A 22,481-nucleotide genomic window follows, 5' to 3' on the forward strand; every position below is an offset into this window, starting at 1 on the left:
AGACGCTGTTACCTTATTACTTTTTATGTTTTTCTTTACTAAGACATGTACAGTCGTGAATATAAATGTTCGTGCTGCATACATCTGACATCGAGACCAATGTTGCATAAACCAACCAAATTTCGATCGAGCTGCATTACATTTTCGGTAACGGTAGTAATTACATTCTGCATATCGTGTAAAATGTCCTGTCCGTCGAGCTGTCCAAGCGGAACAAGTTTTACTGCATTTGTTACCATTCCCACTGCAGCGTTGTACAAGAAAGCAAAAAGGGCTTCCTGAAGCGGAATATCGAGCAGTGCCGCATAAACGCCGTAAACAATACAATAATGCCCTTCGGATCTTTTCTCTATAATTGCTTTTTCATACTCATTAATTATATCCGCAGTAATCTGGCGTTTAAATATCTTTATTAGTCTTAAACCTAACTTTTGGCTGGCTTGTCTAATTTCACGGGCTGTTTTTAATGCACTGCACTCTTCATCCAGGTTTCGTAACAAATCAATATTATTATTTATTACTGCCTCATATGCCAGTTTCACAAAAGCGGCATCGTTATACTGCAGGTTATTCGCAAGCATATTATGTACAAACAATGATGCTGTTTTGGGGTCTTTTACTAGTTTTTGCTGTACATACGTTTCTAATCCATTAGAATGCGTATAGCCACCAATTGGTAATGTAGGATCACTAAGATGCAGCAAACTGCCTATAAAATTTTTCATCTTACTTTGTTTTTTAAGTACATTAACATTACTTGGCGATATTCATGATTTTAAAGAAAAGCGAACTGCTTTCTGAATGTCCATGCGGCTGTACTGTCGAGTTTACGATATTGGTTAAACGGGTAAAGATTTTCTCAGTATCGTATCCGCTTGCCGAAAGCCATTTAAAAATGGGGTCTTCAAAAGGCAGCAACACCTCATCATCCTGGATAAACATAGGCAGGTGCTTGTTTCCTATTTCATAACACACACTTCCCATTTCCAGCAGTGATTTTGGTTTTACTACAATGGCATCGCACGGAATGATATCGGCAACAATTAGTTTAAAATCATCTGCATACAAAACATCATCTTGTTTTAAGCGCTGTCCTTCTTTTAAAAATTTTATGGCAATCTCTTGTCCGCTTTTAGTTTTTTTTCGCTGAATGCGTTTTGAAGCTTCATACCATTCTATCTCAAGAAAATCAATAGTGCGGTTTGCCGTATCAAACTGTTTAATAGTTCCCGCTGTCTCATTTATAATCATATCTTTTTTACTTAAGAAACTGCTGCAGGAAAAACCCGCAGCGGTTTCTATTGATTTATAGTTTAAGAACTTCTTTCTCTTTTAGAATAAGAAATAACGCTGTGCCATTGGCAGTTCAGCTGCCGGTTCGCAGATGATTTTTACTCCATCCACACGTACTTCATAATTTTCTGGATTTACCGTTATTTCAGGTGTTTTATCATTATGGATTAAATGTTTTTTTGAAATATTTCTGCATCCCACTACTGGCAGAATCATTTTTTCTAAACCATACTCTTCTACAATGTTGTTTTTTAAAGATGCCTGAGAAACAAACGTTGCACATGTTTTAGATAAGGCTTTGCCAAAAGCTCCAAACATATTACGATAAATAACGGGCTGTGGTGTAGGTATTGAAGCATTTGGATCTCCCATACGAGCTGCGATTATAATTCCGCCTTTTATAATAATTTCTGGTTTTGTACCAAATAACATCGGTTTCCATAATACAAGATCGGCCATTTTTCCTGGTTCAATTGATCCTACATATTGAGAAATACCGTGCGCAATTGCAGGGTTGATGGTATATTTAGCCACATAACGTTTTGCTCGGAAATTATCATTTCCACTTTTTTCATCTTCTGCTAAATCACCGCGTTGTTTTCTCATTTTATCGGCAGTCTGCCAAGTACGGGTAATTACCTCACCCACACGTCCCATTGCTTGCGAATCTGAACTCATGATACTGAATACACCCATGTCGTGCAGAATATCTTCGGCAGCGATTGTCTCAGGACGAATACGAGAATCTGCAAATGAAACATCTTCTGGAATATTTTTACTCAAGTGGTGGCAGACCATCAACATATCTAAATGTTCATCGATTGTATTGATAGTGTATGGACGAGTCGGATTTGTTGAAGCTGGTAATACATTCGGATACATTGCCGCTTTTATAATATCCGGAGCATGACCTCCACCCGCTCCTTCTGTATGGAAAGTATGAATTACACGACCATTAATCGCATTCATTGTATCTTCAAGGAAACCTGCTTCGTTAAGTGTATCGGTGTGAATTGCTACCTGAACATCATATTTGTCAGCTACTTTTAAAGCGGCATCAATTACAGCTGGTGATGCTCCCCAATCTTCATGGATTTTTAAACCTAAAGCACCTGCTTCAATCTGCTCGTCTAGCGGAGCTTCTGTAGAACAATTTCCTTTACCGAAAAAACCAAGATTCATAGGAAACGCTTCTGCCGCCTGCAGCATTTTTTCAATATGCCATTTACCAGGAGTAATGGTAGTAGCATTTGTACCATCGGCTGGGCCTGTTCCACCACCAATCATAGTCGTTACACCGCTGTACAAAGCAGTTTCTATCTGCTGTGGACTAATAAAGTGAATATGTGTATCGATTCCGCCGGCAGTTGCAATCAGGTTTTCACCTCCATGAGCTTCTGTGCTGGCGCCAATAATCATGTTTGGATCTACACCATCCATCGTATCGGGATTTCCTGCTTTTCCAATACCAACAATTTTACCATCTTTTATACCAATGTCGGCCTTTACAATTCCCCAGTGATCAATAATGGTAACATTTGTAATGACCAAATCTAAAACTCCCTGGTCACGAGTAGCAGTACTTGATTGTGCCATTCCATCCCGAATGGTTTTACCGCCTCCAAATTTATTTTCATCACCATAAACAGTAAAATCTTTTTCTATCTCAATAATAATATCTGTATCGGCTAGTCTAACTTTATCTCCTGTTGTAGGGCCGTACATGCTGGCATACTTCAGTTTATTTATTTTCAGGCTCATGATTATTTGTTTTTAAAGTTTTCTGATTTCAGTTTTGCCAAACTGTGTTGTTTGTTAATTTCGAGCGTAGTATCTCCGTTTACCAAATTATTGATACCAAAAGCGCGTCTTGCTCCGCTAAACGCAACCAGCTCTACCTCTTTTTCTTCTCCTGGTTCAAAACGAACAGCTGTTCCGGCCGCAATATTGAGCCTCATGCCAAAAGCCTCGCCGCGATCGAAGCTCATCATACGGTTGATTTCAAAAAAATGGCAGTGAGAACCAACTTGTATGGGGCGATCTCCCGTATTGGTTACTTTTACTTTTGTTCTTTTTCGGTCAACATTGCATTCAATGTCTCCTTTACTGATAAAATATTCTCCTGGAATCATAATTAATACTTTTAGATTTAACGAATTGGGCTATGAACCGTAACTAATTTTGTACCGTCTGGAAATGTTGCTTCAATTTGTACATCATGTATCATTTCTGCAATTCCTTCCATAACGTCTTCTCTGGTAAGCAGAGATGCACCATAATTCATTAGTTCTGCGACTGATTTTCCGTCACGGGCAGCTTCAAGTAAATGACTGCTGATGTAAGCAATAGTTTCAGGGTAATTTAGTTTCAGGCCGCGAGCCCTTCTTTTTGCGGCTAATTCTCCGGCGAGATGCAATAGCAGTTTTTCACTTTCTCTTGGCGTAAGATGCATAGTGTTTAAATTTTAATGTTTAACAATTTTTGAAAAATAAGAATCCACGATCAGTACTGCTTTCCTAGTAATACTGAAAAAAAATAATAATGGACTATAGGATTTTTTGAAGGAATTCAACAACAAGAGACATCTCTTATTCAGGTTGAAAAATTCCTTAAAGAAGTAATAGGTAAATTCCAGATTATTTTCCCGAAGGAATAATCATAGAATGAAATAAAATGTAAAGAGGAATAGCAGTTGTATGCGCTGTATGCTGAGAAACTTTTGTACACACTGATGATTTGAATGACTGATGATTAAAAAGAAATGATATTACATCACCAAATTCAGGAATTGCAAAATGGTCGGAACTCTGTTTGCTATTATCAGTTTCATCAATATCCTCAGCATACAAATCATCATCAAAATCAATTAAATCGATAGAAGTATAATTTGTTGATCCCGACAGATCTTTAGAAAGAAACTGATGTTCAAATTGATTATGAGCATGCTGCATAGAAATCGCAGGCTTGTTTTTTGCAGAAGCAAAAAGCACCAATGTTAAAAAACAAGTTACGATATACGCTAAACGTTTCATTCGCTCAATAGTTTCTTTTTATTAGAAACCAGAGACAAAATTAAAGAACAAGTCGGGCTGTTTGTTTTCACAAATCACGACTTTTGTATTCTTTTTCTGTATTTTTTTTTATCTTTTTGTATGTGCGTATACAAATTGGAGTTTCAATTAAAATCTATTTTAAAAAAGATGCTTTAATTAAAAAAAGCTAATTTTATCCCCGAATAAAGATGCAGAAAAAGGTTTTTCCAATTCTATTTCTCATTTTTTTGTTCTGTAAAAAAATGAGAAATACTGTTTTAAACAGAATAACTACTAAAACCTTTTTTACAAAATTTTTGATAAATGAAAAAAAGAGAAAAGCTGGAGCTTATACGAAAACACTATCCTAATGCCTTAACTACGATTGATTATATTAATAAAATAATTGATTATGTAGAAGAAAAATTAGATTTAGAACCCTCTCAAATTATACTGGCTGACAGTATTTGCAGCGATGATGTTAACAGCATTCAGTATCCGGCAAGGGCTCTCGAATTTTTAGGGCCTTTTAAAATGGGCGGATTAGACGGCTTTCCTTTTACAGGTTTAAGCGGTATGGCCGCTTTTGCCAGTCATGTTCCGGATGATGGTGCCGTTTTTATCTATTATGGACCTCATATTGGTATTTCAAAAGAAGGGGCTATTGGAGAAATAAATCGTCATGGACAAAACAGTAATTCGCTTTGCTGTGGTGCTGCGGTAGGAGCTTTAAACAAATTGATACACGATGTTATACAACCCAATAATATAACAGAACTGGATTATCAAATGAATATAATTGAACAAATTCTTTATAAAGAGAAAGAGAAAATTCTAAGTGCCGAAATTCCCTTATTTGAAGCAACAGAAGTAATCTATGAGGCCATCGATAAACGCATACAAGAACTTATTGCTTCTACCAGGTACAATTGCAAATATGTTATTGTTGTTGGTGCAATTTTGATTAACAGCGATAGTGATATAGGATCTTTTTCTTCAACGAAAAGATTTGAAGTCATTGATTTAAAAACCGGGATTAGAGAAAACGTAATTTCAATTCTAAATCAGGTATAATAAAAAAACTCCTGCTTAGTGGAACAGGAGTTTTTCAGGATTAAATATAAAATAGTAGTTGAAATTTCTTAACCTCTAGTCAGCCATCCTCTTTTATGAGCTGTAATGATAGAATATGGAGCGATCCAAAACAATCCGAAAGTGTAGAAAACACTATATGAATATGCCCAGAATGCTTCGCTGAAAGAATATCTTTTCGCATAAAATAAAACCGAAAAGCTGGATACAATTAATATTCCTAAAAGCGCAGAGCTGATAAATAATAATGGATGGGTTGCAATAAAATAGAACATGAAAATAAAAAAGGGATACGTCATGATGATTCTCAATGACTGCTCTGTAAACAATAATCTTGCTCCAACTTTAGATTCTTTTCTAAAATCTTTCCAAACATATTGTGCCATCATAATGTTTTCACGAACATTACTTCTTCCCCATCTAATAAACATTTTGTACAAACCTTTGTAATCTTCAGGAACGTTTGTTAAGACATAAGCATTGCGTTGAAATAATACGTGGTGTCCTTGTTTTAAGATCATATTTGTCATGGCACGGTCTTCACCAATATCCGATGGCTGTCCCATAAAAGTCTGGTCAATCCATTCCGGCAGGCAGGCAAAAACAGCATTTCTTCTGTAAGCGGCCAATGCTCCCGGAGTACAAAGTACAGAACCCAGTGCACTTTCGGCAGAACGCATGAACTCAAAACTCATTACAAAACTTACGTTTAACATTTTTGGCAAGATTGCTTTTTCGTTGTTCAAAACCTGAACATTTCCGGCAACTGCACCACATTTTTCATCTACAATAAACGGACTTACTAAATTTCTTAGCGTATCTTTTTTCACGATTGAATCACTGTCAACCGTTACAAAAATTTCTCCTTTTCCTAAATTAAATCCACGGTATAATGCGTGACGTTTTCCTTTATTTTGCGGCTGTTGAAAAATTGAAACGCGATCGCCCAATTTAATTTTTGCCTGCTGAATCCAGTACCAAGTATCATCTTTACTACCATCATCAATTGCCAAAAGCTCTAATTTATGTGCCGGAAAATCACTTTCGGCTAAACTCATTAAAGTTTCGTAAACCAATTTTCCTTCATTGTAAGCTGGTACAATTACGGTACAAGTTGGAAGTAATTCATCAGAAACTGATTCTATTGGTTTGTATTTGAAATAAAGAAATAAATTGTATAAAAACATACCGCCTTTAAAAAGAAACAATGCTACCGTTATGGCAAGAAAAATAATCCCGCCTGTAGAATTTAATCTTTCTAAATGAAGCTGATCAAAGTCCGGTTGAAATTGAAAAACGAAAAATGCACCTGCAAGCAGTAATAAAAAAGTTCCTGCAAGAATCATAAATCCAAAAGTACTCTTTGGTCTTTCAATATGCGCTTTTGTTGAATTATTGTTGATTTTAAAAATAGATGGTCTTATTTGTACGTCGTTGCTGCTTAAATCGCTGCCTGCGTAAAATTGTTTTGAGATAATTGTTTCGCTTTCCATGTCCTGTTTGCTGTATTAATTCTACTAAGTTGGCTTTTATTTTTTGTGTTCTTCTCTTGTGATTTTTTTTAATAAAACACTAAAATTTAAAGAGTGACATGTTCCCAATTTGCAAGCGATGTGCCATTTAGGATTTAAACTGATTTTAAGCGTTTTAGAAAAAACGGATACAAAACAATATGTGTAATAATTTCACACTTTGTAGAATGTTTATACAGTTTTTGGTGTGTAAACAGTAATAAAATAAGGGATTTTTTGTAACTGCGAAGAGATGCAGTATACTCTAAAACGAAAAATATCACCGAAAATTGTATTAAATTTTAAACAAATTAAAGTCTTTTAAACCCCGTTTTAAAAATGAAAATTTTACTTACAAAAAACTTCAAATACAATTATTAGTAAATAATCTCTATAAAATTTCAATTAAATAAGTTAATTTTATAGGTATTTAATTAATTGCACTGTAGAAATAATTTTACCTTAGCAAAAAACAATTAATTTTTTGGACTAAAATAAAGAATATCAAAAATACCTTAAGCTGAATGAACAAACAGATTTACAACATTTTACTTGCTGATGATGATGAAGATGACTGCTCTTTTTTTGAAGAAGCCTTAGATGAATTATCACTTACAACCACACTTGTAACTGTAAATGACGGAGTTCAATTAATGGACTTTTTAGCAGATAAATCTGGAAATGATCTTCCTGATGTACTTTTTCTGGATTTAAATATGCCTAGAAAAAATGGGTCTGAATGTCTTACTGAAATCAAACAGATTGAGAAACTAAAAGATTTTCCAATCATTATTTTTTCGACTTCTCTTGACAGCGAGATTGTCGATGTTATGTACGAAAAAGGCGCAACAAATTATATTCGCAAACCTGGTGATTTTTCTAAATTAAAATCGGTTATTGAAAATGCACTTATTGCTGCATCCAAAAATAACTTTAAACAACCTGCCAGACCGCATTTTATAATTCAACCCTAAATCATTTTTAATGAGCCGTGTAAACAAGGAACATTATTTTCTAGCCGATGGCGGAGAAATGGGCGAATTAATACGCTCCAAAGATTGGAGCAAAACTCCCATAGGTGATCCTGAAAACTGGCCTCAAACTTTACGTACTTTAACTTCAGTCATTCTCCATAATCCTTTTGGAATGTACATTGCCTGGGGAAAAGAATTCACGCAGTTATACAACGATGCTTTTGGCAAAATTCTGGGTTCAGACAAACATCCGCTGGCTTTAGGAAACTCTCCACAGGAAACATTCGCAGAAATCTGGAATATTACAGGCCCCATGTTTGAAGAAGTTATGCAGGGAAAATCTATAAGTTTTCCTGATTTCGTAATTCCTTTGAACAAAAACGGAACTATAGAAATCTCTTATTTTGATTTTTCTTATTCTCCTATAAAAATAGAAAACGGCGAAGTTGGCGGCGTTTTAGTAACTGTAATTGAAACCACAGCAAAGAAAAAAGCAGCAGACATTTTACGGGAAAATAATGAGCGTTTTAAAAATAATATCATGCAGGCACCGCTGGCAATGTGTGTTTTTAGAGGAAAAGACCACGTTGTAGAAATTGCCAACGAAAAAATGATGCAGCTCTGGGGAACCAGCACCGAAAAAGTACTTAATAAATCTATTTTTGATGTCCTGCCAGAAATCAAAGATCAAGGTTTAGAAGAACTGATACAGAACGTTTATACAACCGGAAAAAAATTTATTGCCAATGAGCGTTTAGTTCAGCTTTCGCGAAATGGAAAAACAGAAAACACCTATGTCAATTTTATATACGAAGCTTTAACCGAATGTAATGGAAATATTAGCGGTGTTGTTGCTATCGCTATTGAAGTTACAGATCAGGTCGAAGCACGGGAAAAACTTCAGGACAGCGAACAAAAAATCAGGCAGCTTGTCGATAATGCTCCTTTTCCTATTGCTGTTTATGTAGGCAGAGATATGCGAATTGAGCTTGCCAATGAGTCTATTATAAAAGTATGGGGAAAAGGCAGTGATGTAATCGGGAAATCTTATAAGGAAATTCTGCCGGAGCTTAATAATCAATCGGTTTTTGATCAGGTTGAAAATGTTTTTAAAACCGGACAGTCGTTTCATAACAAAAATGCACGAATAGATTTAACAATAAATAATAAGCTCGAAACTTTTTATTTTAATTACAGTTTTACCCCTTTATTTGACAGGAATGGAAATGTGTACGCGGTTATGAATACTGCCGCAGAAGTTACTGACCTTCATCTTGCCTCTAAAAAAATTGAAATCGCAGACAAACGATTTCGCGATACCGTAAAACAGGCACCATTAGGAATTACAATTCTGCGCGGGCCGGATTATATAGTAGAATCTGCAAATGAAGCTTATCTACAATTGGTCGACAAAGAAGAAAACACTTTTGTTGGAAAACCATTATTTGAGTCTCTCCCAGAAGTAAAAGAAACGGTTAGTGATCTTTTAGCAGCTGTTTTAAATACCGGAGTTCCCTACCATGGAAATGAAGTTCCGGTTCCGCTAAACAGATACGGAAAACAAGAGATCTCCTATTTTGATTTTTTATATTATCCTTTACGGGAAGAAACTGGAGAAATTACAGGAATTATAGTAACTGTTACCGAGGTAAGCGAAAAAGTTGAAGTTCGAAAAAAAATCGAACAAAACGAAGAACGCTTAAATATAATTGTAGAAGCCAGCGAATTAGGAACCTGGGAACTGAATGCCAAAACCAGAGAACCTCGTTATTCACAACGATATCTGGAAATTTTAGGCGGTTACAAAGACGAAATTATGCTGTCGCACGAACAACTGCTGCAACATTTACATCCTGACGATATGGCCGTAAGGAACAAGGCGTTTAAAGATGCGCTTCGATCCGGTTTTCTTCATTATGAAGCAAGAACAATCTGGTCAGATAAAAGCATTCACTGGATTGAAGGAAAAGGAAAAGTTTTCTACGATAAAAATCATAATCCGGAGAAATTAATTGGAACTATTCGGGATATTACAATTGAAAAAAATCATCAGCAGGAATTAGAACAAAGCGAAAAGAGATTTCGTAATCTTGTTATGCAGTCTCCAGTTCCAAAAGTAATTTTGAAAGGAAAGGATATGGTAATAGAAATCGCCAATATTGCTTTGCTAAAAAATATTTGGAAAAGAAAAGAAAATGAAGTTCAGGGTAAAAAACTGTTTGATGCTTTCCCGGAACTTCTTACTCAAAAATATGCCGGTCTTTTAAATGAAGTTTATGCTACCGGAAAAGTACATACTGAAATTGAGTCTCCATTAATTATAAACAATAAAAGTGGCAGTCATCTACTTTATGTCGATTTTGAATATGCCCCAATATACGAGGCAGAAAATACAATTTCCGGAATTAGAGCCACGATAATTGATGTAACGGAAAAAGTAGAAGCCAGAAAAAAAATCGAAGAAAGTGAAAAGCGTTTTCGTTCACTCACAGAAAGTATTCCGCAGTTAATCTGGGAAACCGATGAAAAAGGAAATGCTTTATTTGCCTCAGGAAGATGGGCTGAATATACCGGAATTAAACCTGCAGGCGAAGCCGAATGGAAATCCATGATTCATCCAGATGATTTAGAGGAAAATATTAAAATTTGGGCGCACAGTTTAGCAACAGGAAATGTATTTCGGTCTGATGTCAGGGTTTTAAGAAAAGACGGCAGTTATAGATGGCATGCCGTAATTGGCGAACCTGTTTTTGACGACGCCAATGAAATTGTAAAATGGGTTGGAGCTTTTACTGATATTCATACTGAAAAAGCCTTTACGCATGAACTCGAACAGCAGGTTACAGCAAGAACCAGAGAACTGAGCCAAATGTACGAATCGCTGAAAAAGAGTGAAGAACGCTATCATTTAATGGTCGAAGAAGTTCAGGATTACGCTATTTTATATTTAAACCGAGACGGAATAGTCGAAAACTGGAACGTTGGGGCCGAAAAAATAAAAGGCTACAAAGCAGAAGAAATAACCGGAAAACATTTTGAAGTTTTCTATACTCCCGAGGATCAAAAAAATAATCTTCCAAGAACACTGCTTCAATTAGCAAGAGAGAAAGGACGAGCTGTACAACAAGGCTGGCGTGTGCGCAAAAACGGAAGTTTGTTTTGGGCAAGCGTCGTAATTACAGCTATACATAATAAAAATAATGAGGTCATAGGTTTTTCTAAAGTGACGCACGATTTAACAGAGAAAAAAAGATCCGACGATAAAATCAAATTGAATGCATTAGAACTCGAACAAAAAAATGCTGAACTGGAACACATGAACAAGGAACTTCAGTCTTTTGCCTATATTTCGAGCCATGATTTGCAGGAGCCCCTGCGTAAAATTCAGACTTTTGCCTCGCAGATTCTTGATAAGGAATTTCAAAACTTATCAGATTCAGGAAAAGACAAATTTCAGCGAATGCAGAAAGCTGCCCAGCGAATGCAGACTTTAATCAATGATTTACTTTCATATTCACGAACCAATATTCAGGAAAGAAAATTTGAAAAAACAAATCTTTCTAAAATTATTGAAGAAGTGAAAGAAGACCTTAAAGAAGAATTAGAACAAAGAAATGGTGTTATTGAAAGTAATGAAGTGGGCGATGTTAATATCATTCCTTTTCAATTCAGACAATTACTGTATAATTTGATTAGCAATTCACTGAAATTTTCTAAATCTAATGTTCCGGCTGTAATAAAAATTAAAAGTGAAATTGGCAAAGGTTCAAAATTTAATGAAAAAGCTTTAGATAAAGAAAAGACGTACTGTCATATTAATATTTTAGACAACGGAATTGGTTTTGAGCCGCAATACAGCAAAAAGATTTTTGATGTTTTCCAACGTTTACACGGTCGGGATCAATATAACGGAACCGGAATTGGTCTTGCAATAGTAAAAAAGATCGTAGAAAACCATAACGGATTTATAACTGCAAAAGGCGAGCAAAACGAAGGCGCTTCTTTTGACATTTACATTCCGGTGAAATAATCTTAAAAAAAAATCATAAAAAAAACGGAAATGACTTTTAAAGTTATTTCCGTTTTTTATTTACTAATTCAATCCAATTATCTCGTATAAACTGTAATTATACCAGTTACTTTGTCTTTAATTTTCAGTTCTTTATTTGTAAGATTCATGATATCACTTGTTGTACTTAATGCACCAATAGTAAGCGTTAAATCATTATGAGATCTTACATAAGTTCCTGTAGTTTCTACCAATGCACAATCTGAACCATTATAATCCCCAATAACCGCTGTATTACTCAATCTTAGTTCTAAATAATCTCTGCTGCATCCACTTTGGTTTTGAATAGCATCATTTAAAACTTCTTTCCCGTCAATAATTGCTCCTGTTTGACTTAGGTTGTATTTCCCTTGAATTGGAACAATTGTTTCTCCTTCGTTATCATCATTGCTGCAAGACGTTGCAAACATTCCCAAACTTAAGGCTAATACGAATAATATCTTTCTACTTTTCATGTCGATTTGTTTTTTATTGATTTAATTTAATAATGCTAAATTAAAAGGATATACTTACAAAAAATTTCATGATTTTCAGAATATATTACATAAATCGCATTTTATTCACATGGCTTCCCTCTAAGGTATTTATTAAATATATAATGACTAACCGGTCTTAGCGCTCCTTTTGTTACAGGATGCTTGCCATTTCCATTATCATTAAAAAAATCAATTCCATTTGGTGTTTTTGAATACCATACAAATGAATCTCCATTTTCCATAAAGCATCTGGTGGTATCGCAGGCTTTTAATTTTCTAAAATCTAAAAGATCTTTATCCAGCGGAATTATTTCATTTAAAACAACATCATCATCATTTGCAGAACAATCCACAACTTCATAATGATCCTCTGACCATTGCATACAATGTTTCTTAAAAAAAGCGAAATAAACGACAGCACCTATTAAACAAAAAATAAGTATTGTAGCAATGGCAGTTTTCTTTAGTCTATTTTTAAAATTATGTATAAGCTTCTTTTTAGCATTTACAAAAAGATTAATTTTTACTGGTTTTGATTCTGATTCAAAAACTTGGATTGTCCCAATTGCTTGTATTTCTTCTTTTGAAGTTTCTACCTTTTCTTCTTCTACTTTTGTTTTTTCAGATAAATCATTCCACACACTTGCATCTCGAAGTTCTTTTATTAATTCTAATTCGTCTTCACTAAACTCTTTCTTAAACTTATTAAAAGGTCTAAATTGAAAGTCAACTAGTATTGCTGCCATTTCAATTCTTGCTTTATTTTCAGTATTTCCTCCTTCCAAAAAATTGATTATCGGTTTCAATTTACCAATGTTACAATTTTCGATAGCCTTTTTTAAAGATGAATTTTCTTTTGCTTCCAAAAACAATTTTAGAATTTCTTCATCAATTTCACTTAAACCTTTTTCAAATAATCTAAGATAAAAATCTCTCAGTTGAGCAGGAGTTGGATCTGATAAAATACCAGACACATCTCTCTCAATTGCAGTTTTATATTGTGTACGAATAGCAGTTTTATAATCTACAATAGTAAAGTTCGTCATAAGCTTCTACGGATTTATTAGAATTTTCGGAATCATCGGAAATATCGGAATTCCTTATCAATACAGCCTCAAAACGGTTGTTACTTTGCCTCAACAAAATCAGTTAACGTTTTGATCTGCAGGTCAAAAACAAATGTACAAAACTGGTTCAATCAACAAGTGCGGAAAACCGTAAAACAGAGTTTATCCGGGAAGTATAAATAAAGTTTTATAGTTCTACGCACTTCACTTCCCAAAGCAATCTGGCATTGCCATAACAAAATTCAGAACCTTTCTGAACGGCAAAGCCCTTTCACTAAATTTTAAATCATAAAAAAATGAAAACACTATTTACATTGGGAGCGTGCGCGCTATTGAGTCTTACAATTTTCTCTTGTACTGCTGACGAATTCGAAACAGAAGCGAAAAAAACGGAAATAAAAAAAGAAGTTATTCCAACAAATGAAGCACAGGCAACCGGACCAGATGATGATCCGATGCCTACTACACCGCCACCTCCAAAAAAATAATAAATAAAATCTGAGGTATTCAATTAATTACTAATTTCGGGGAAAGTACATTTTATGTTACGATCCCCGTATTTTTTTTTATTCCTTTTCTTTGGCTTCCTTTCCTGTAAGGAGAAAACACCACGACCTATCCAGCCAAACCCAAGTGGAAAATATGGTGTTATGCTGCAAAAAAAAGCAACAGATCAGTTTCAAAAAAACAATTATAACAGTGCTTTTTATTACTTCAATAAGTCCAAAATAGTATTTGAAAATAGAAAAGACAGCGCCAATATTGTCTTCAATTTAATTCAAATGGCGAACATACAGCAAATAAATGGTGATTATTACGGAAGCAAAGAAACCTTAACAGAAGCATTACAATACAGCGCAAATGACCACTTTACTCCGGTAATAAACAATTTTTTCGGAATTGCCGATAAAGAACTTTCTCTTTATAACGACGCTGTCTATTATTATAGCAAAGCTGTTGAAGGTGCTAAAGATTCTATTTCTATACAATCTCCATTAAATAATATTGCTGTTGTTTACATCAAACAAAAAAAATACGATCAAGCTATCAAAATTTTAGAATCTATTCTAAATAAAAACGTTTTTGATGATAAAGCAACCTCTGTCAAAAGCAAATCCAGAGTTATAGATAATCTTGGTTTTGCCTACTTTAAAAAAGGAATGAAAGAAAAAGGACTTCAATTTTTAAACGAAGGTTTGCAGTTAAGAATTCAAATTGATGATGATTATGGCTGTGTAGGCAGTTATCTTCACTTAGCTGAGTTTTATTCGCAAAGCGATATTCAAAAATCGAATCAGTTTGCCCAAAAAGCCTATGAAACAGCAAGCAAATTTAATAGTGTTGACGAGCGTTTAAAAGCATTATCATTTTTAATATCAAACGGCGGCGGTACAAAATATGCTCAAAAATACATTTCTATTAACGATAGTATTATAAGCGTTCGAAACAATTTTAAAAATAAATTTGCCAAAATAAAATACGATTCTAAAAAAGAAAAAGACGAAAATCAGAAACTTCGTTTAGAGAAAGCCGAGAATTTATTATCACTCCAGGAAGCAAAATACCAACGGATATTCTTCATTATCGGAATTTTATCACTTTTCTTTTTATTATTTTACTTGAGAAAGTTTTATCAAAACCGAAACCGCATAGAAAAAATAAAAACAGCTTACGACACCGAAACCAGAATTGCCAAAGATATTCACGACGAACTGGCCAATGATGTTTTTAACACCATTACTTTTACCCAGACACAGCCATTAGAAATTGAAAACACAAAAGAAACTTTAATTCAAAAACTAGATCATATTTATGCCCGCGTAAGAGGCATTTCGAGAGAAAATAATAACATCGATACCAAAGCCAATTTTGCCTCCAATTTAAAAGAAATGCTGTCGACCTATAATAGCGACAATACCAATGTTATTATTAACAGCATTGAAAAAGTAAATTGGGACTTACTGGATGAATTTAAAAAAGTTACAGTTCATAGGGTTTTACAGGAATTAATGGTCAATATGAAAAAGCACAGCCTGGCATCAATTGTCGTTGTGAAATTTGAAAGTAACGCTAAAACTGTATTTATAGATTATACCGATAACGGAAAGGGCGCTGAAAAAAATAAAATTATAAAAAATGGTTTACAAAATATGGAAAACCGTATTCTGGCCATCAAAGGAACTATTACTTTTGACACTGAACCTAATAAAGGTTTTAAAGTAAAAATAACAATGCCTAAATAAAAGCCTATGTTTAAAAAAGTAATAATAGCTGAGGATATCGACGCAATGAATTTAGGAATTCAGCAAGTTTTAAAAGATTTAAATATTACCAATTTTCAGCATTCGAAATTTTGTGATGATGCATTTCTAAAAATACGTGCTGCTATTAATCAAAATGAACCTTACGATTTATTAATTAGTGATCTTTCTTTTAAAACAGATCATCGCAAAGTAACTATTTCCAGTGGAGACGAACTGGTGCAAAAAGTTCGTGAACTCCAGCCCGATATTAAAATTATTGCTTATTCTGTCGAAGACAAAGGTTTTCGAATTAAATCTCTGTTTGAAAATGCAGAAGTGGATGGTTTTGTTTTAAAAAGTTTAAACAGCATTGAGGAATTAAAAAAAGCAATTCATATCATTTCAACTTCAGATCAAAAATTTATTTCTCCGGAAGTTGCATCGGCTTTGCAGGAAAAAAACAATTTTGAAATTGACGATGTCGACATCAAAATTCTTAAATTTTTATCTGCCGGAACTTCGCAGGATGAGATAATCGAAATTTTCAAAACCTCAGATATTAAACCCAACAGTAAAAGTGCTGTCGAAAAAAGATTGTCTAAACTCAAAGACTTTTTTAAAGCAAACAATACCGTGCATTTGGTTTCTATTACAAAAGATATGGGGATTATTTAATTCTCCTAATCAATATACTTTTTAAAGCTCCTTCGGGGGCTTTTTTTATGTCTGAAATTTAAAATTTACGGATTATGGTTTTCCGTAATATACTGGTTTTTATTGGGTTTACTTTTGGGTTAATAATTTAAACCACAAACCAATGGAAATGAATATTCAACTAAAATCATTAGCTGATAAAATAAATCAGCTAAAAAGTAAAATTGAAACAGAAGAATCTACAAAACATGCTTTTGTATTGCCTTTTATACATATTTTGGGTTATGATGCTTTTAATCCGCTTGAAGTGGTTCCTGAATTTACTGCCGACCTTGGATTGAAAAAAGGAGAAAAAGTAGACTATGCAATTTTTCAAAATGGTGAACCAATCATAATTGTCGAATGTAAAAGCTGGAAAGAAAAACTAACAGTACATAATTCACAGTTGTTTCGCTACTTCCACGTTACAAAAACCAGATTTGCACTTTTAACCAACGGAATTAATTATCAGTTTTTCACTGATTTAGATGATCAAAATAAAATGGATGAAAAACCATTTCTAGAATTTGATATCTGTAATTTAAAAGAAAATACAATAAATGAAATTGCAAAATTTCATAAAGCCAATTTCGATGTAAACAATATTGTAAGCAATGCAAGCTCTTTAAAATACATTAAAGAAATAAAAAAACAAATTAATGCAGAGCTGGAAAGCCCTTCTAACGATTTTACCAAACTATTTGCGAATAAAGTTTATACGGGTCGACTTACTGAAAAAGTCTTAGATGAATTTAAAGATTTAGTCCAGAAATCAGTCAGCCAATATATCAATGACAAAATTAATGATCGATTAAATGCCGCTTTAACAAAAGAAACGATCAAACAACAAGATGAAGAAATTACAATAGTTGAAGACGACAATAAAATTGTAACTACAGAAGAAGAACTTGATGCTTACCGCATTGTAGTTGCTATTTTACGTCGAAAATTACCAACTAATAGAATTGTCCATCGGGATACACAATCTTATTTCGGAATCTTATTGGATGACAATAATAGAAAACCACTATCACGACTGCATTTGAATGGAAGCAAAAAATACATAAGCCTCTTTCATGATAATAAAAATGAAGTTAAAATCGCAATTTCATCTATTGATGATATTTATCAATATGAAAAAGAATTATTAGAAACTGTAGCACTTTACGAAACTGAATAAATTAAAAAAATTATGATAAACGATTTAAAAAAGTTCTTAAATGAAGAACAAGATCCAAAAGCAGTTGAAAAACTTTTAGTAAAAGTTAATGGACTATTAACTTCGGGAGAACAGGTAGAATATATCGCCGTTCAAAAAAAACCGGCTATTAATTTATCTCCGGATTGTATTGCATTAACTAACAAACGAATCATTTTCTGCCGACCTAAGAATCTAGGACTATCAATGGATTTTCAAGATTATGCATGGAAAGATATTTTGGACTGCCATATGAAAGAAGGCATAATGGGTGCTACATTTTCTATGAAAACAGTAAGAGGAACCATGAACATGCTGGATTATTTACCAAAAGCTCAAGCTAGAAAACTTTACCAATTTGCACAGCAAAAGGAAGAGGAAATGATCATTTACAGACGCGAGCATGATCTGGAAACTAAAAGGGCAATTGCCGGAGGCGGAATTACAGTAAATGCAGGCTTACCAATTCAGCAAAACACAGAACAGAAAGAAGATCCATTGGAAACTCTTCAAAAATTAAAAAAATTATTAGAAAGCGAAATTATATCGCAAATAGAGTTTGATACGAAAAAAACAGAAATTTTATCAAAAATGTAAATTATGAAAAGTAAACTAACTGCAACAATTTTGACCTTCTTTTTTGGAGGAATTGGGATTCATAAATTCTATTTAGGACAATCTGGTCAAGGAATTCTTTATTTATTATTCTGTTGGACTTTTATTCCTTCAATACTAGCTTTTTTTCAATTCTTCGGGCTTTTATTCATGTCAGATCATTCCTTTAATGTAAAATACAATAATGGTTTTTAAAGCCATTATTGTATAAGTGTAAATCCCGTATAAGTACTTATTTCAAAAACCGTAATTCTAACTAGATTTATCACAAAACTAACTAACACAATACCACAAAGCCTATGCTGAAAAACTACCTCATCTTACTTTTATTATTTACGTTTTATTCCTGTAAAAAAGCTTCTGCTCCGCCCCCGGTACAAATAAATTCATTTTATAAAACAGCAGTTACTGCAGATGACCGAAAAACGATTACGCCCGAAGAAGCCAAAACATATCATGTAAACAGAACATATCAATACGAATACAGAACCGGAAATCCTGGACATTATGAATACAATTACGATGTAAAAGGAGTAAATGTTTTAGGTGATTCGGTTTGTGGCAATATTAACGTTCAGGGAAAATACGGTGCCGGAATTTTAAACAGCGATACGGTTGCTGAAATTGAAATTAACACCGAATGGATTTCATACGGAAAATTAAAAGCTCTCGATAAAAAAGGAAACCAATACAATTTAATTGTCAAATAAAATGAAATATACTTTACTCTTAGTTTTCGTTTTTCTAACCTCATCACGGCTGCCAGAAACCAGCGTATATATATGCGGTTCAACTGGTGCAAAAAAATACCATTTAAAAGAAACCTGCCGCGGTTTATCGAGCTGTAGAAGCGAAACAGTAAAAATTTCACTCAAAAAAGCACAAGGTTACGGCCTCACACTTTGTGGATGGGAAGATTAGCATATCTTCCCATTTTTTTTATTTAATTATTTGATAATAATCACTTTACAATAAATTCACATTAGTTTTATTAATTTGATTAAAACTAATCGTTATGAAATTCTTTAACCTAAAATTCCTGGTATCATTCAAAGAATGGCTTTTTTTAAGAGCCATGCAATCATCTTTCCTACATTAATAAAACTGTTTAAAAATAAAGGAAAGTAATATTGAATGAATAAAGTTGAAAACTCATTTTTGAACAAAAACCAATTTGGTGCAGATTTCTTGTGGGGTGTTTCTACCGCCGCTTTCCAAATTGAAGGAGCTCATGATTCAGATGGAAAAGGTTCTTCTATCTGGGACGTTTTTACTTCTCAAAAAGGGAAAATAAAAAACGGACATCATGCCCTGACTGCCTGCGATTTCTACAACTCATATCAAAACGATATCGATTTGATTCGGGAACTTAATATTCCGAATTTCAGATTCTCTATCAGCTGGCCCAGAATTATGCCAACAGGAATACATCCTGTAAATCAGGCCGGAATTGATTATTATAATAAAATCATCGATTCGCTGCTCGCATCCGGAATCGAACCCTGGATTACTCTTTATCACTGGGATTTACCGCACGCTCTCGAAGTAAAAGGAGGCTGGACAAACCGCGAGTCGGTTTCCTGGTTTGCAGAATATGTAGAAGTGTGCGCTCAGTATTTTGGCGATCGCGTCAAAAACTGGATGGTAATCAACGAGCCATCTGTATTTACTGGAGCTGGTTATTTCCTGGGCATTCATGCACCCGGAAAAAAAGGTATTACCAATTACCTAAAAGCTATGCATCATGTAACTTTGGCAACTGCCAAAGGAGCAAAAATTTTGAGAAACAGAATTCCCGAAGCAAACATCGGAACAACTTTTTCCTGTACGCATATCGAACCCGCGACAGAAAGTTCCAAAGATATTGAAGCCGCAAAACGTGTCGATACTTTGCTCAACAGAACTTTTATCGAACCTATTTTAGGATTAGGATATCCGCAAAAAGATCTTCCGGTACTTAAAAAGCTGAACAATTATATTCTGGAAGATGATTTAAACAATCTCGCTTTCGATTTTGATTTTATAGGCCTGCAATGTTACACGCGTGAAGTGGTAAAATCTTCTATTTTAACTCCCTATATTGGTGCCGAATTAATTAGTGCCGAAAAAAGAAACGTCATTTCTACTGAAATGGGCTGGGAAGTTTATCCGCCGGCACTTTATCACGTTTTGAAAAAATTCAATGAATACAATGGAATCCGAAAAATTATAATTACTGAAAATGGCGCTGCTTTTCCCGATACTGTTACGAACGGAAAAGTATTCGATATCAAAAGAACACATTATATTCAGGATCATTTAGAACAGATTTTAAAAGCCAAAAAAGACGGTTTAAATGTTGAAGGCTATTTTGTTTGGAGTCTGACTGATAACTTCGAATGGGCTGAGGGTTATAATGCACGTTTCGGATTAATTCATGTTGATTTCGAAACGCAGAAAAGAACCATTAAAAATTCAGGATTGTGGTTTAAGGATTTTTTATCTTAAACTGATTCTTAGAAATACAAAAAAAGCCTTTCACAATTTAGTGAAAGGCTTTTTTTGTATAAACGCAGCTGTCAACGCAATCTAAAATTGTATTGCTGTTTTAAGATTCCAATATGAATCTTTCCATTAGCTTTCAAATGAGTCGTTAGAAGGATATATTTTTCTTCCGGATAATTTATATCATAACTAAAAATTGTATCCTTTACTTTAACCTGAAGCTGGTGTTTTCCCTCATCAGAGATTGACAGTTCTGCTGTTTCATAGCCCGGCATTGCATTTGTTGCTTTTAAGTTAATTTCATGAACTTTCTTTTTATCCAAAAGTATTTCAAGTTTTAAGTTATCAAGTTTCATATTTGTTGGCTGTTCAAACGAAACAACATATTTTTTACAACCAAAAGTGCATAAAACGATTAACAGTATCAGAAACTTTTTCATAAAAGATATTTTTAAAATGAATAGTAACTACAAATCAAAAATCTATTGTAATCTTTTATAAATATAAATAATTTTATTCCAATTTCAGTGTTGATAAAAAGCAGGTTTATTGCTTTAGAAAATAGTAATGGGCAGAGGGGGAAATTTCCGAAAATTTATCGTTATAAAAGCAAAAAAAATCAGTTATTTTCCTGATATTTACTAGGTTCACAAGTTATTTTTTCTTATCTTTATAGTATAAATAACAGTTAATATATGCCGAAAAACAAATTCTTTAAACGCCTTTTTTATCCTCTTAAAAATTATTTTTTTTACCTCTTATCGCATTTTATTTTTCAAAGTGCTTTCCGTCTTAATTTAGAAAATATTCTACCTAAACTCTTTTCTGCACAAAATATAAATACGCAGGAAATACTACTGCTCAAATTGCAGCCATAATGATCTTTACCGGCTATATTTTCTGAGCCATTCTTTTAGAAAATATAGACTCAAACTTAAAAAAGATGTCCCTTTTTGGGATGCTCTTTCGACTCTTCATTTTCATTTTCGACTAAATTCTCAATCTCTATGACTTTATTATCCTCCATAACGCCCTTAGTCTTCTAGGCGGTTTCCAATTTTTATGCTTTTGCAATTCTGTCTTTTTCCTTTTTTTTATAATCTCAGACAACCTTTTTAGGATTTTTTGTCTCTATTATAATAAAGGTCAGATTGGTTTTATACTCAAATAACGTGTTCTAACAAACCTAAATTTACTATGCATTGTATCTTGTTTGAAGGAATTTTTGGGAATCCCGGGAAAACGCGGGAATTCTGGGAATCCTTTGTCAACAAAGGGCTCAAAGCGCCTTTCCTTTGCCAAAGAAATTAGTTCACGTTTTATCTGCAGCATAAAACAAAGTATAAACTAGTTTAAATAACAGTGTAAAAATCCGTAAGACCGAGTTTAATCGGGAAGTATAAATAACGTCTTGCGGATTCTACACGATTACTTCCCCAAAAATCAATTTGGTATTGCCATTGAAAAACTCTGGATCGACTCCGGACAGCAATACCTATGTCTAATTTTTAAACTAAATCAAAATGAAAAAAATATTACTATTCATAACTTTCACACTATTATTCACTATGTTTTCTTGTACTCCGGACGAGATCGAAACTCAACCAAAAAAGAAAATAGAGAAAAAAGATGGTTTTGCAGGAGGCGAAACCCCTGAAGGTCCTGGCGATGGAGACACTAAAAATCCACCACCAAAAGCTTAATAAATATTATATTTTTAGTATCTAATTAATT

23 protein-coding genes are annotated in these 22,481 nt (G+C 33.8%); 13 read left to right on the plus strand and 10 right to left on the minus strand.

What is annotated here, in order from left to right; genetic code table 11:
* Positions 1-38: 38 nt before the first annotated feature.
* The 6 genes from BKM63_RS00185 to BKM63_RS00210 form a co-directional block, all read right to left on the minus strand.
* The gene (locus BKM63_RS00185; RefSeq protein WP_071634632.1) at positions 39-725 is read right to left on the minus strand and encodes an urease accessory protein UreF; all 687 of its coding nucleotides are present in this window, start codon (positions 723-725) and stop codon (positions 39-41) included.
* Between the two features lie 28 nt (positions 726-753).
* Positions 754-1,251: an urease accessory protein UreE gene (gene ureE / locus BKM63_RS00190; protein ID WP_071634634.1), complete on the minus strand. Its 498-nt coding sequence runs from the start codon at positions 1,249-1,251 to the stop codon at positions 754-756.
* Positions 1,252-1,332: 81 nt separating this feature from the next.
* Positions 1,333-3,054, minus strand: a complete 1,722-nt coding sequence (gene ureC, locus BKM63_RS00195) for an urease subunit alpha (protein ID WP_071634636.1) — start codon at positions 3,052-3,054, stop codon at positions 1,333-1,335.
* A gap of 2 nt (positions 3,055-3,056) precedes the next feature.
* Entirely contained in the window at positions 3,057-3,425 is a 369-nt protein-coding gene (gene ureB, locus BKM63_RS00200; protein WP_071634638.1) for an urease subunit beta, read from the minus strand.
* Positions 3,426-3,442: 17 nt separating this feature from the next.
* Positions 3,443-3,745: an urease subunit gamma gene (gene ureA, locus BKM63_RS00205; RefSeq protein ID WP_071634640.1), complete on the minus strand. Its 303-nt coding sequence runs from the start codon at positions 3,743-3,745 to the stop codon at positions 3,443-3,445.
* A gap of 184 nt (positions 3,746-3,929) precedes the next feature.
* Positions 3,930-4,325 carry a hypothetical protein gene (locus BKM63_RS00210; RefSeq protein WP_071634642.1) on the minus strand — a complete coding sequence of 132 codons (396 nt, stop codon included), beginning with the start codon at positions 4,323-4,325 and terminating at the stop codon, positions 3,930-3,932.
* A 324-nt stretch (positions 4,326-4,649) separates the two neighbouring features.
* On the opposite strand from BKM63_RS00210, the gene BKM63_RS00215 reads away from it, so the two are divergent.
* Positions 4,650-5,399, plus strand: coding sequence for a hypothetical protein (locus BKM63_RS00215; RefSeq protein WP_071634644.1), 750 nt, complete (start codon positions 4,650-4,652; stop codon positions 5,397-5,399).
* Between the two features lie 68 nt (positions 5,400-5,467).
* On the opposite strand, the gene BKM63_RS00220 is transcribed toward BKM63_RS00215, so the two are convergent.
* A complete protein-coding gene (locus tag BKM63_RS00220) occupies positions 5,468-6,910 on the minus strand; it encodes a glycosyltransferase family 2 protein (protein ID WP_071634646.1) in 1,443 nt (480 codons plus the stop codon).
* A gap of 542 nt (positions 6,911-7,452) precedes the next feature.
* On the opposite strand from BKM63_RS00220, the gene BKM63_RS00225 reads away from it, so the two are divergent.
* Positions 7,453-7,902: a response regulator gene (locus BKM63_RS00225; protein ID WP_071634648.1), complete on the plus strand. Its 450-nt coding sequence runs from the start codon at positions 7,453-7,455 to the stop codon at positions 7,900-7,902.
* A gap of 10 nt (positions 7,903-7,912) precedes the next feature.
* Positions 7,913-11,932 carry a PAS domain-containing sensor histidine kinase gene (locus BKM63_RS00230; protein WP_071634650.1) on the plus strand — a complete coding sequence of 1,340 codons (4,020 nt, stop codon included), beginning with the start codon at positions 7,913-7,915 and terminating at the stop codon, positions 11,930-11,932.
* Between the two features lie 77 nt (positions 11,933-12,009).
* Here the strand turns inward: BKM63_RS00230 and BKM63_RS00235 are convergent, their stop codons facing one another.
* Both BKM63_RS00235 and BKM63_RS00240 read right to left on the minus strand, forming a co-directional pair.
* Positions 12,010-12,426 (minus strand): lipocalin family protein, encoded by a 417-nt coding sequence (locus BKM63_RS00235; RefSeq protein ID WP_071634652.1) that lies wholly within the window; start codon positions 12,424-12,426, stop codon positions 12,010-12,012.
* A gap of 101 nt (positions 12,427-12,527) precedes the next feature.
* Entirely contained in the window at positions 12,528-13,421 is an 894-nt protein-coding gene (locus BKM63_RS00240) for a hypothetical protein (RefSeq protein ID WP_123907034.1), read from the minus strand.
* A 389-nt stretch (positions 13,422-13,810) separates the two neighbouring features.
* On the opposite strand from BKM63_RS00240, the gene BKM63_RS00245 reads away from it, so the two are divergent.
* The 9 genes from BKM63_RS00245 (at position 13,811) to BKM63_RS00285 (ending at position 20,750) form a co-directional block, all read left to right on the plus strand.
* Positions 13,811-14,002, plus strand: a complete 192-nt coding sequence (locus BKM63_RS00245) for a hypothetical protein (RefSeq protein ID WP_071634656.1) — start codon at positions 13,811-13,813, stop codon at positions 14,000-14,002.
* 162 nt (positions 14,003-14,164) lie between these two features.
* The gene (locus BKM63_RS00250) at positions 14,165-15,757 is read left to right on the plus strand and encodes an ATP-binding protein (RefSeq protein WP_347511866.1); all 1,593 of its coding nucleotides are present in this window, start codon (positions 14,165-14,167) and stop codon (positions 15,755-15,757) included.
* A gap of 6 nt (positions 15,758-15,763) precedes the next feature.
* Positions 15,764-16,432, plus strand: a complete 669-nt coding sequence (locus tag BKM63_RS00255) for a response regulator (protein ID WP_071634660.1) — start codon at positions 15,764-15,766, stop codon at positions 16,430-16,432.
* Between the two features lie 142 nt (positions 16,433-16,574).
* Complete coding sequence (locus BKM63_RS00260) at positions 16,575-17,630, plus strand: type I restriction endonuclease (protein WP_071634661.1); 1,056 nt, start codon at positions 16,575-16,577, stop codon at positions 17,628-17,630.
* Positions 17,631-17,642: 12 nt separating this feature from the next.
* Entirely contained in the window at positions 17,643-18,245 is a 603-nt protein-coding gene (locus tag BKM63_RS00265) for a PH domain-containing protein (protein ID WP_083572150.1), read from the plus strand.
* Between the two features lie 3 nt (positions 18,246-18,248).
* The gene (locus BKM63_RS00270; protein WP_071634663.1) at positions 18,249-18,458 is read left to right on the plus strand and encodes a TM2 domain-containing protein; all 210 of its coding nucleotides are present in this window, start codon (positions 18,249-18,251) and stop codon (positions 18,456-18,458) included.
* A 104-nt stretch (positions 18,459-18,562) separates the two neighbouring features.
* A complete protein-coding gene (locus BKM63_RS00275) occupies positions 18,563-18,973 on the plus strand; it encodes a hypothetical protein (protein ID WP_071634665.1) in 411 nt (136 codons plus the stop codon).
* A 1-nt stretch (position 18,974) separates the two neighbouring features.
* Positions 18,975-19,184: a hypothetical protein gene (locus tag BKM63_RS00280; protein ID WP_071634667.1), complete on the plus strand. Its 210-nt coding sequence runs from the start codon at positions 18,975-18,977 to the stop codon at positions 19,182-19,184.
* 213 nt (positions 19,185-19,397) lie between these two features.
* Positions 19,398-20,750: a GH1 family beta-glucosidase gene (locus BKM63_RS00285; RefSeq protein WP_071634669.1), complete on the plus strand. Its 1,353-nt coding sequence runs from the start codon at positions 19,398-19,400 to the stop codon at positions 20,748-20,750.
* Between the two features lie 71 nt (positions 20,751-20,821).
* On the opposite strand, the gene BKM63_RS00290 is transcribed toward BKM63_RS00285, so the two are convergent.
* The gene (locus BKM63_RS00290) at positions 20,822-21,187 is read right to left on the minus strand and encodes a hypothetical protein (RefSeq protein ID WP_071634671.1); all 366 of its coding nucleotides are present in this window, start codon (positions 21,185-21,187) and stop codon (positions 20,822-20,824) included.
* Between the two features lie 1,083 nt (positions 21,188-22,270).
* Between BKM63_RS00290 and BKM63_RS00305 the strand changes: the two genes are divergently transcribed.
* Positions 22,271-22,450 carry a hypothetical protein gene (locus tag BKM63_RS00305; RefSeq protein ID WP_071634677.1) on the plus strand — a complete coding sequence of 60 codons (180 nt, stop codon included), beginning with the start codon at positions 22,271-22,273 and terminating at the stop codon, positions 22,448-22,450.
* Positions 22,451-22,481 lie beyond the last annotated feature (31 nt).

Origin of the sequence: Flavobacterium johnsoniae (genome assembly GCF_001879205.1) — a bacterium.
GTDB classification, from domain to species: Bacteria; Bacteroidota; Bacteroidia; order Flavobacteriales; family Flavobacteriaceae; genus Flavobacterium; species Flavobacterium johnsoniae_A.

Excerpts from the sequence above, each read along its gene's own strand:
- BKM63_RS00185 (WP_071634632.1), bottom strand. The coding sequence starts at position 725 with ATGAAAAATTTTATAGGCAGTTTGCTGCATCTTAGTGATCCTACATTA.
- ureE (WP_071634634.1), bottom strand. The coding sequence starts at position 1,251 with ATGATTATAAATGAGACAGCGGGAACTATTAAACAGTTTGATACGGCA.
- ureC (WP_071634636.1), bottom strand. The coding sequence starts at position 3,054 with ATGAGCCTGAAAATAAATAAACTGAAGTATGCCAGCATGTACGGCCCT.
- ureB (WP_071634638.1), bottom strand. The coding sequence starts at position 3,425 with ATGATTCCAGGAGAATATTTTATCAGTAAAGGAGACATTGAATGCAAT.
- ureA (WP_071634640.1), bottom strand. The coding sequence starts at position 3,745 with ATGCATCTTACGCCAAGAGAAAGTGAAAAACTGCTATTGCATCTCGCC.
- BKM63_RS00210 (WP_071634642.1), bottom strand. The coding sequence starts at position 4,325 with ATGAAACGTTTAGCGTATATCGTAACTTGTTTTTTAACATTGGTGCTT.
- BKM63_RS00215 (WP_071634644.1), top strand. The coding sequence starts at position 4,650 with ATGAAAAAAAGAGAAAAGCTGGAGCTTATACGAAAACACTATCCTAAT.
- BKM63_RS00220 (WP_071634646.1), bottom strand. The coding sequence starts at position 6,910 with ATGGAAAGCGAAACAATTATCTCAAAACAATTTTACGCAGGCAGCGAT.
- BKM63_RS00225 (WP_071634648.1), top strand. The coding sequence starts at position 7,453 with ATGAACAAACAGATTTACAACATTTTACTTGCTGATGATGATGAAGAT.
- BKM63_RS00230 (WP_071634650.1), top strand. The coding sequence starts at position 7,913 with ATGAGCCGTGTAAACAAGGAACATTATTTTCTAGCCGATGGCGGAGAA.
- BKM63_RS00235 (WP_071634652.1), bottom strand. The coding sequence starts at position 12,426 with ATGAAAAGTAGAAAGATATTATTCGTATTAGCCTTAAGTTTGGGAATG.
- BKM63_RS00245 (WP_071634656.1), top strand. The coding sequence starts at position 13,811 with ATGAAAACACTATTTACATTGGGAGCGTGCGCGCTATTGAGTCTTACA.
- BKM63_RS00250 (WP_347511866.1), top strand. The coding sequence starts at position 14,165 with ATGCTGCAAAAAAAAGCAACAGATCAGTTTCAAAAAAACAATTATAAC.
- BKM63_RS00255 (WP_071634660.1), top strand. The coding sequence starts at position 15,764 with ATGTTTAAAAAAGTAATAATAGCTGAGGATATCGACGCAATGAATTTA.
- BKM63_RS00260 (WP_071634661.1), top strand. The coding sequence starts at position 16,575 with ATGGAAATGAATATTCAACTAAAATCATTAGCTGATAAAATAAATCAG.
- BKM63_RS00265 (WP_083572150.1), top strand. The coding sequence starts at position 17,643 with ATGATAAACGATTTAAAAAAGTTCTTAAATGAAGAACAAGATCCAAAA.
- BKM63_RS00270 (WP_071634663.1), top strand. The coding sequence starts at position 18,249 with ATGAAAAGTAAACTAACTGCAACAATTTTGACCTTCTTTTTTGGAGGA.
- BKM63_RS00275 (WP_071634665.1), top strand. The coding sequence starts at position 18,563 with ATGCTGAAAAACTACCTCATCTTACTTTTATTATTTACGTTTTATTCC.
- BKM63_RS00280 (WP_071634667.1), top strand. The coding sequence starts at position 18,975 with ATGAAATATACTTTACTCTTAGTTTTCGTTTTTCTAACCTCATCACGG.
- BKM63_RS00285 (WP_071634669.1), top strand. The coding sequence starts at position 19,398 with ATGAATAAAGTTGAAAACTCATTTTTGAACAAAAACCAATTTGGTGCA.
- BKM63_RS00290 (WP_071634671.1), bottom strand. The coding sequence starts at position 21,187 with ATGAAAAAGTTTCTGATACTGTTAATCGTTTTATGCACTTTTGGTTGT.
- BKM63_RS00305 (WP_071634677.1), top strand. The coding sequence starts at position 22,271 with ATGAAAAAAATATTACTATTCATAACTTTCACACTATTATTCACTATG.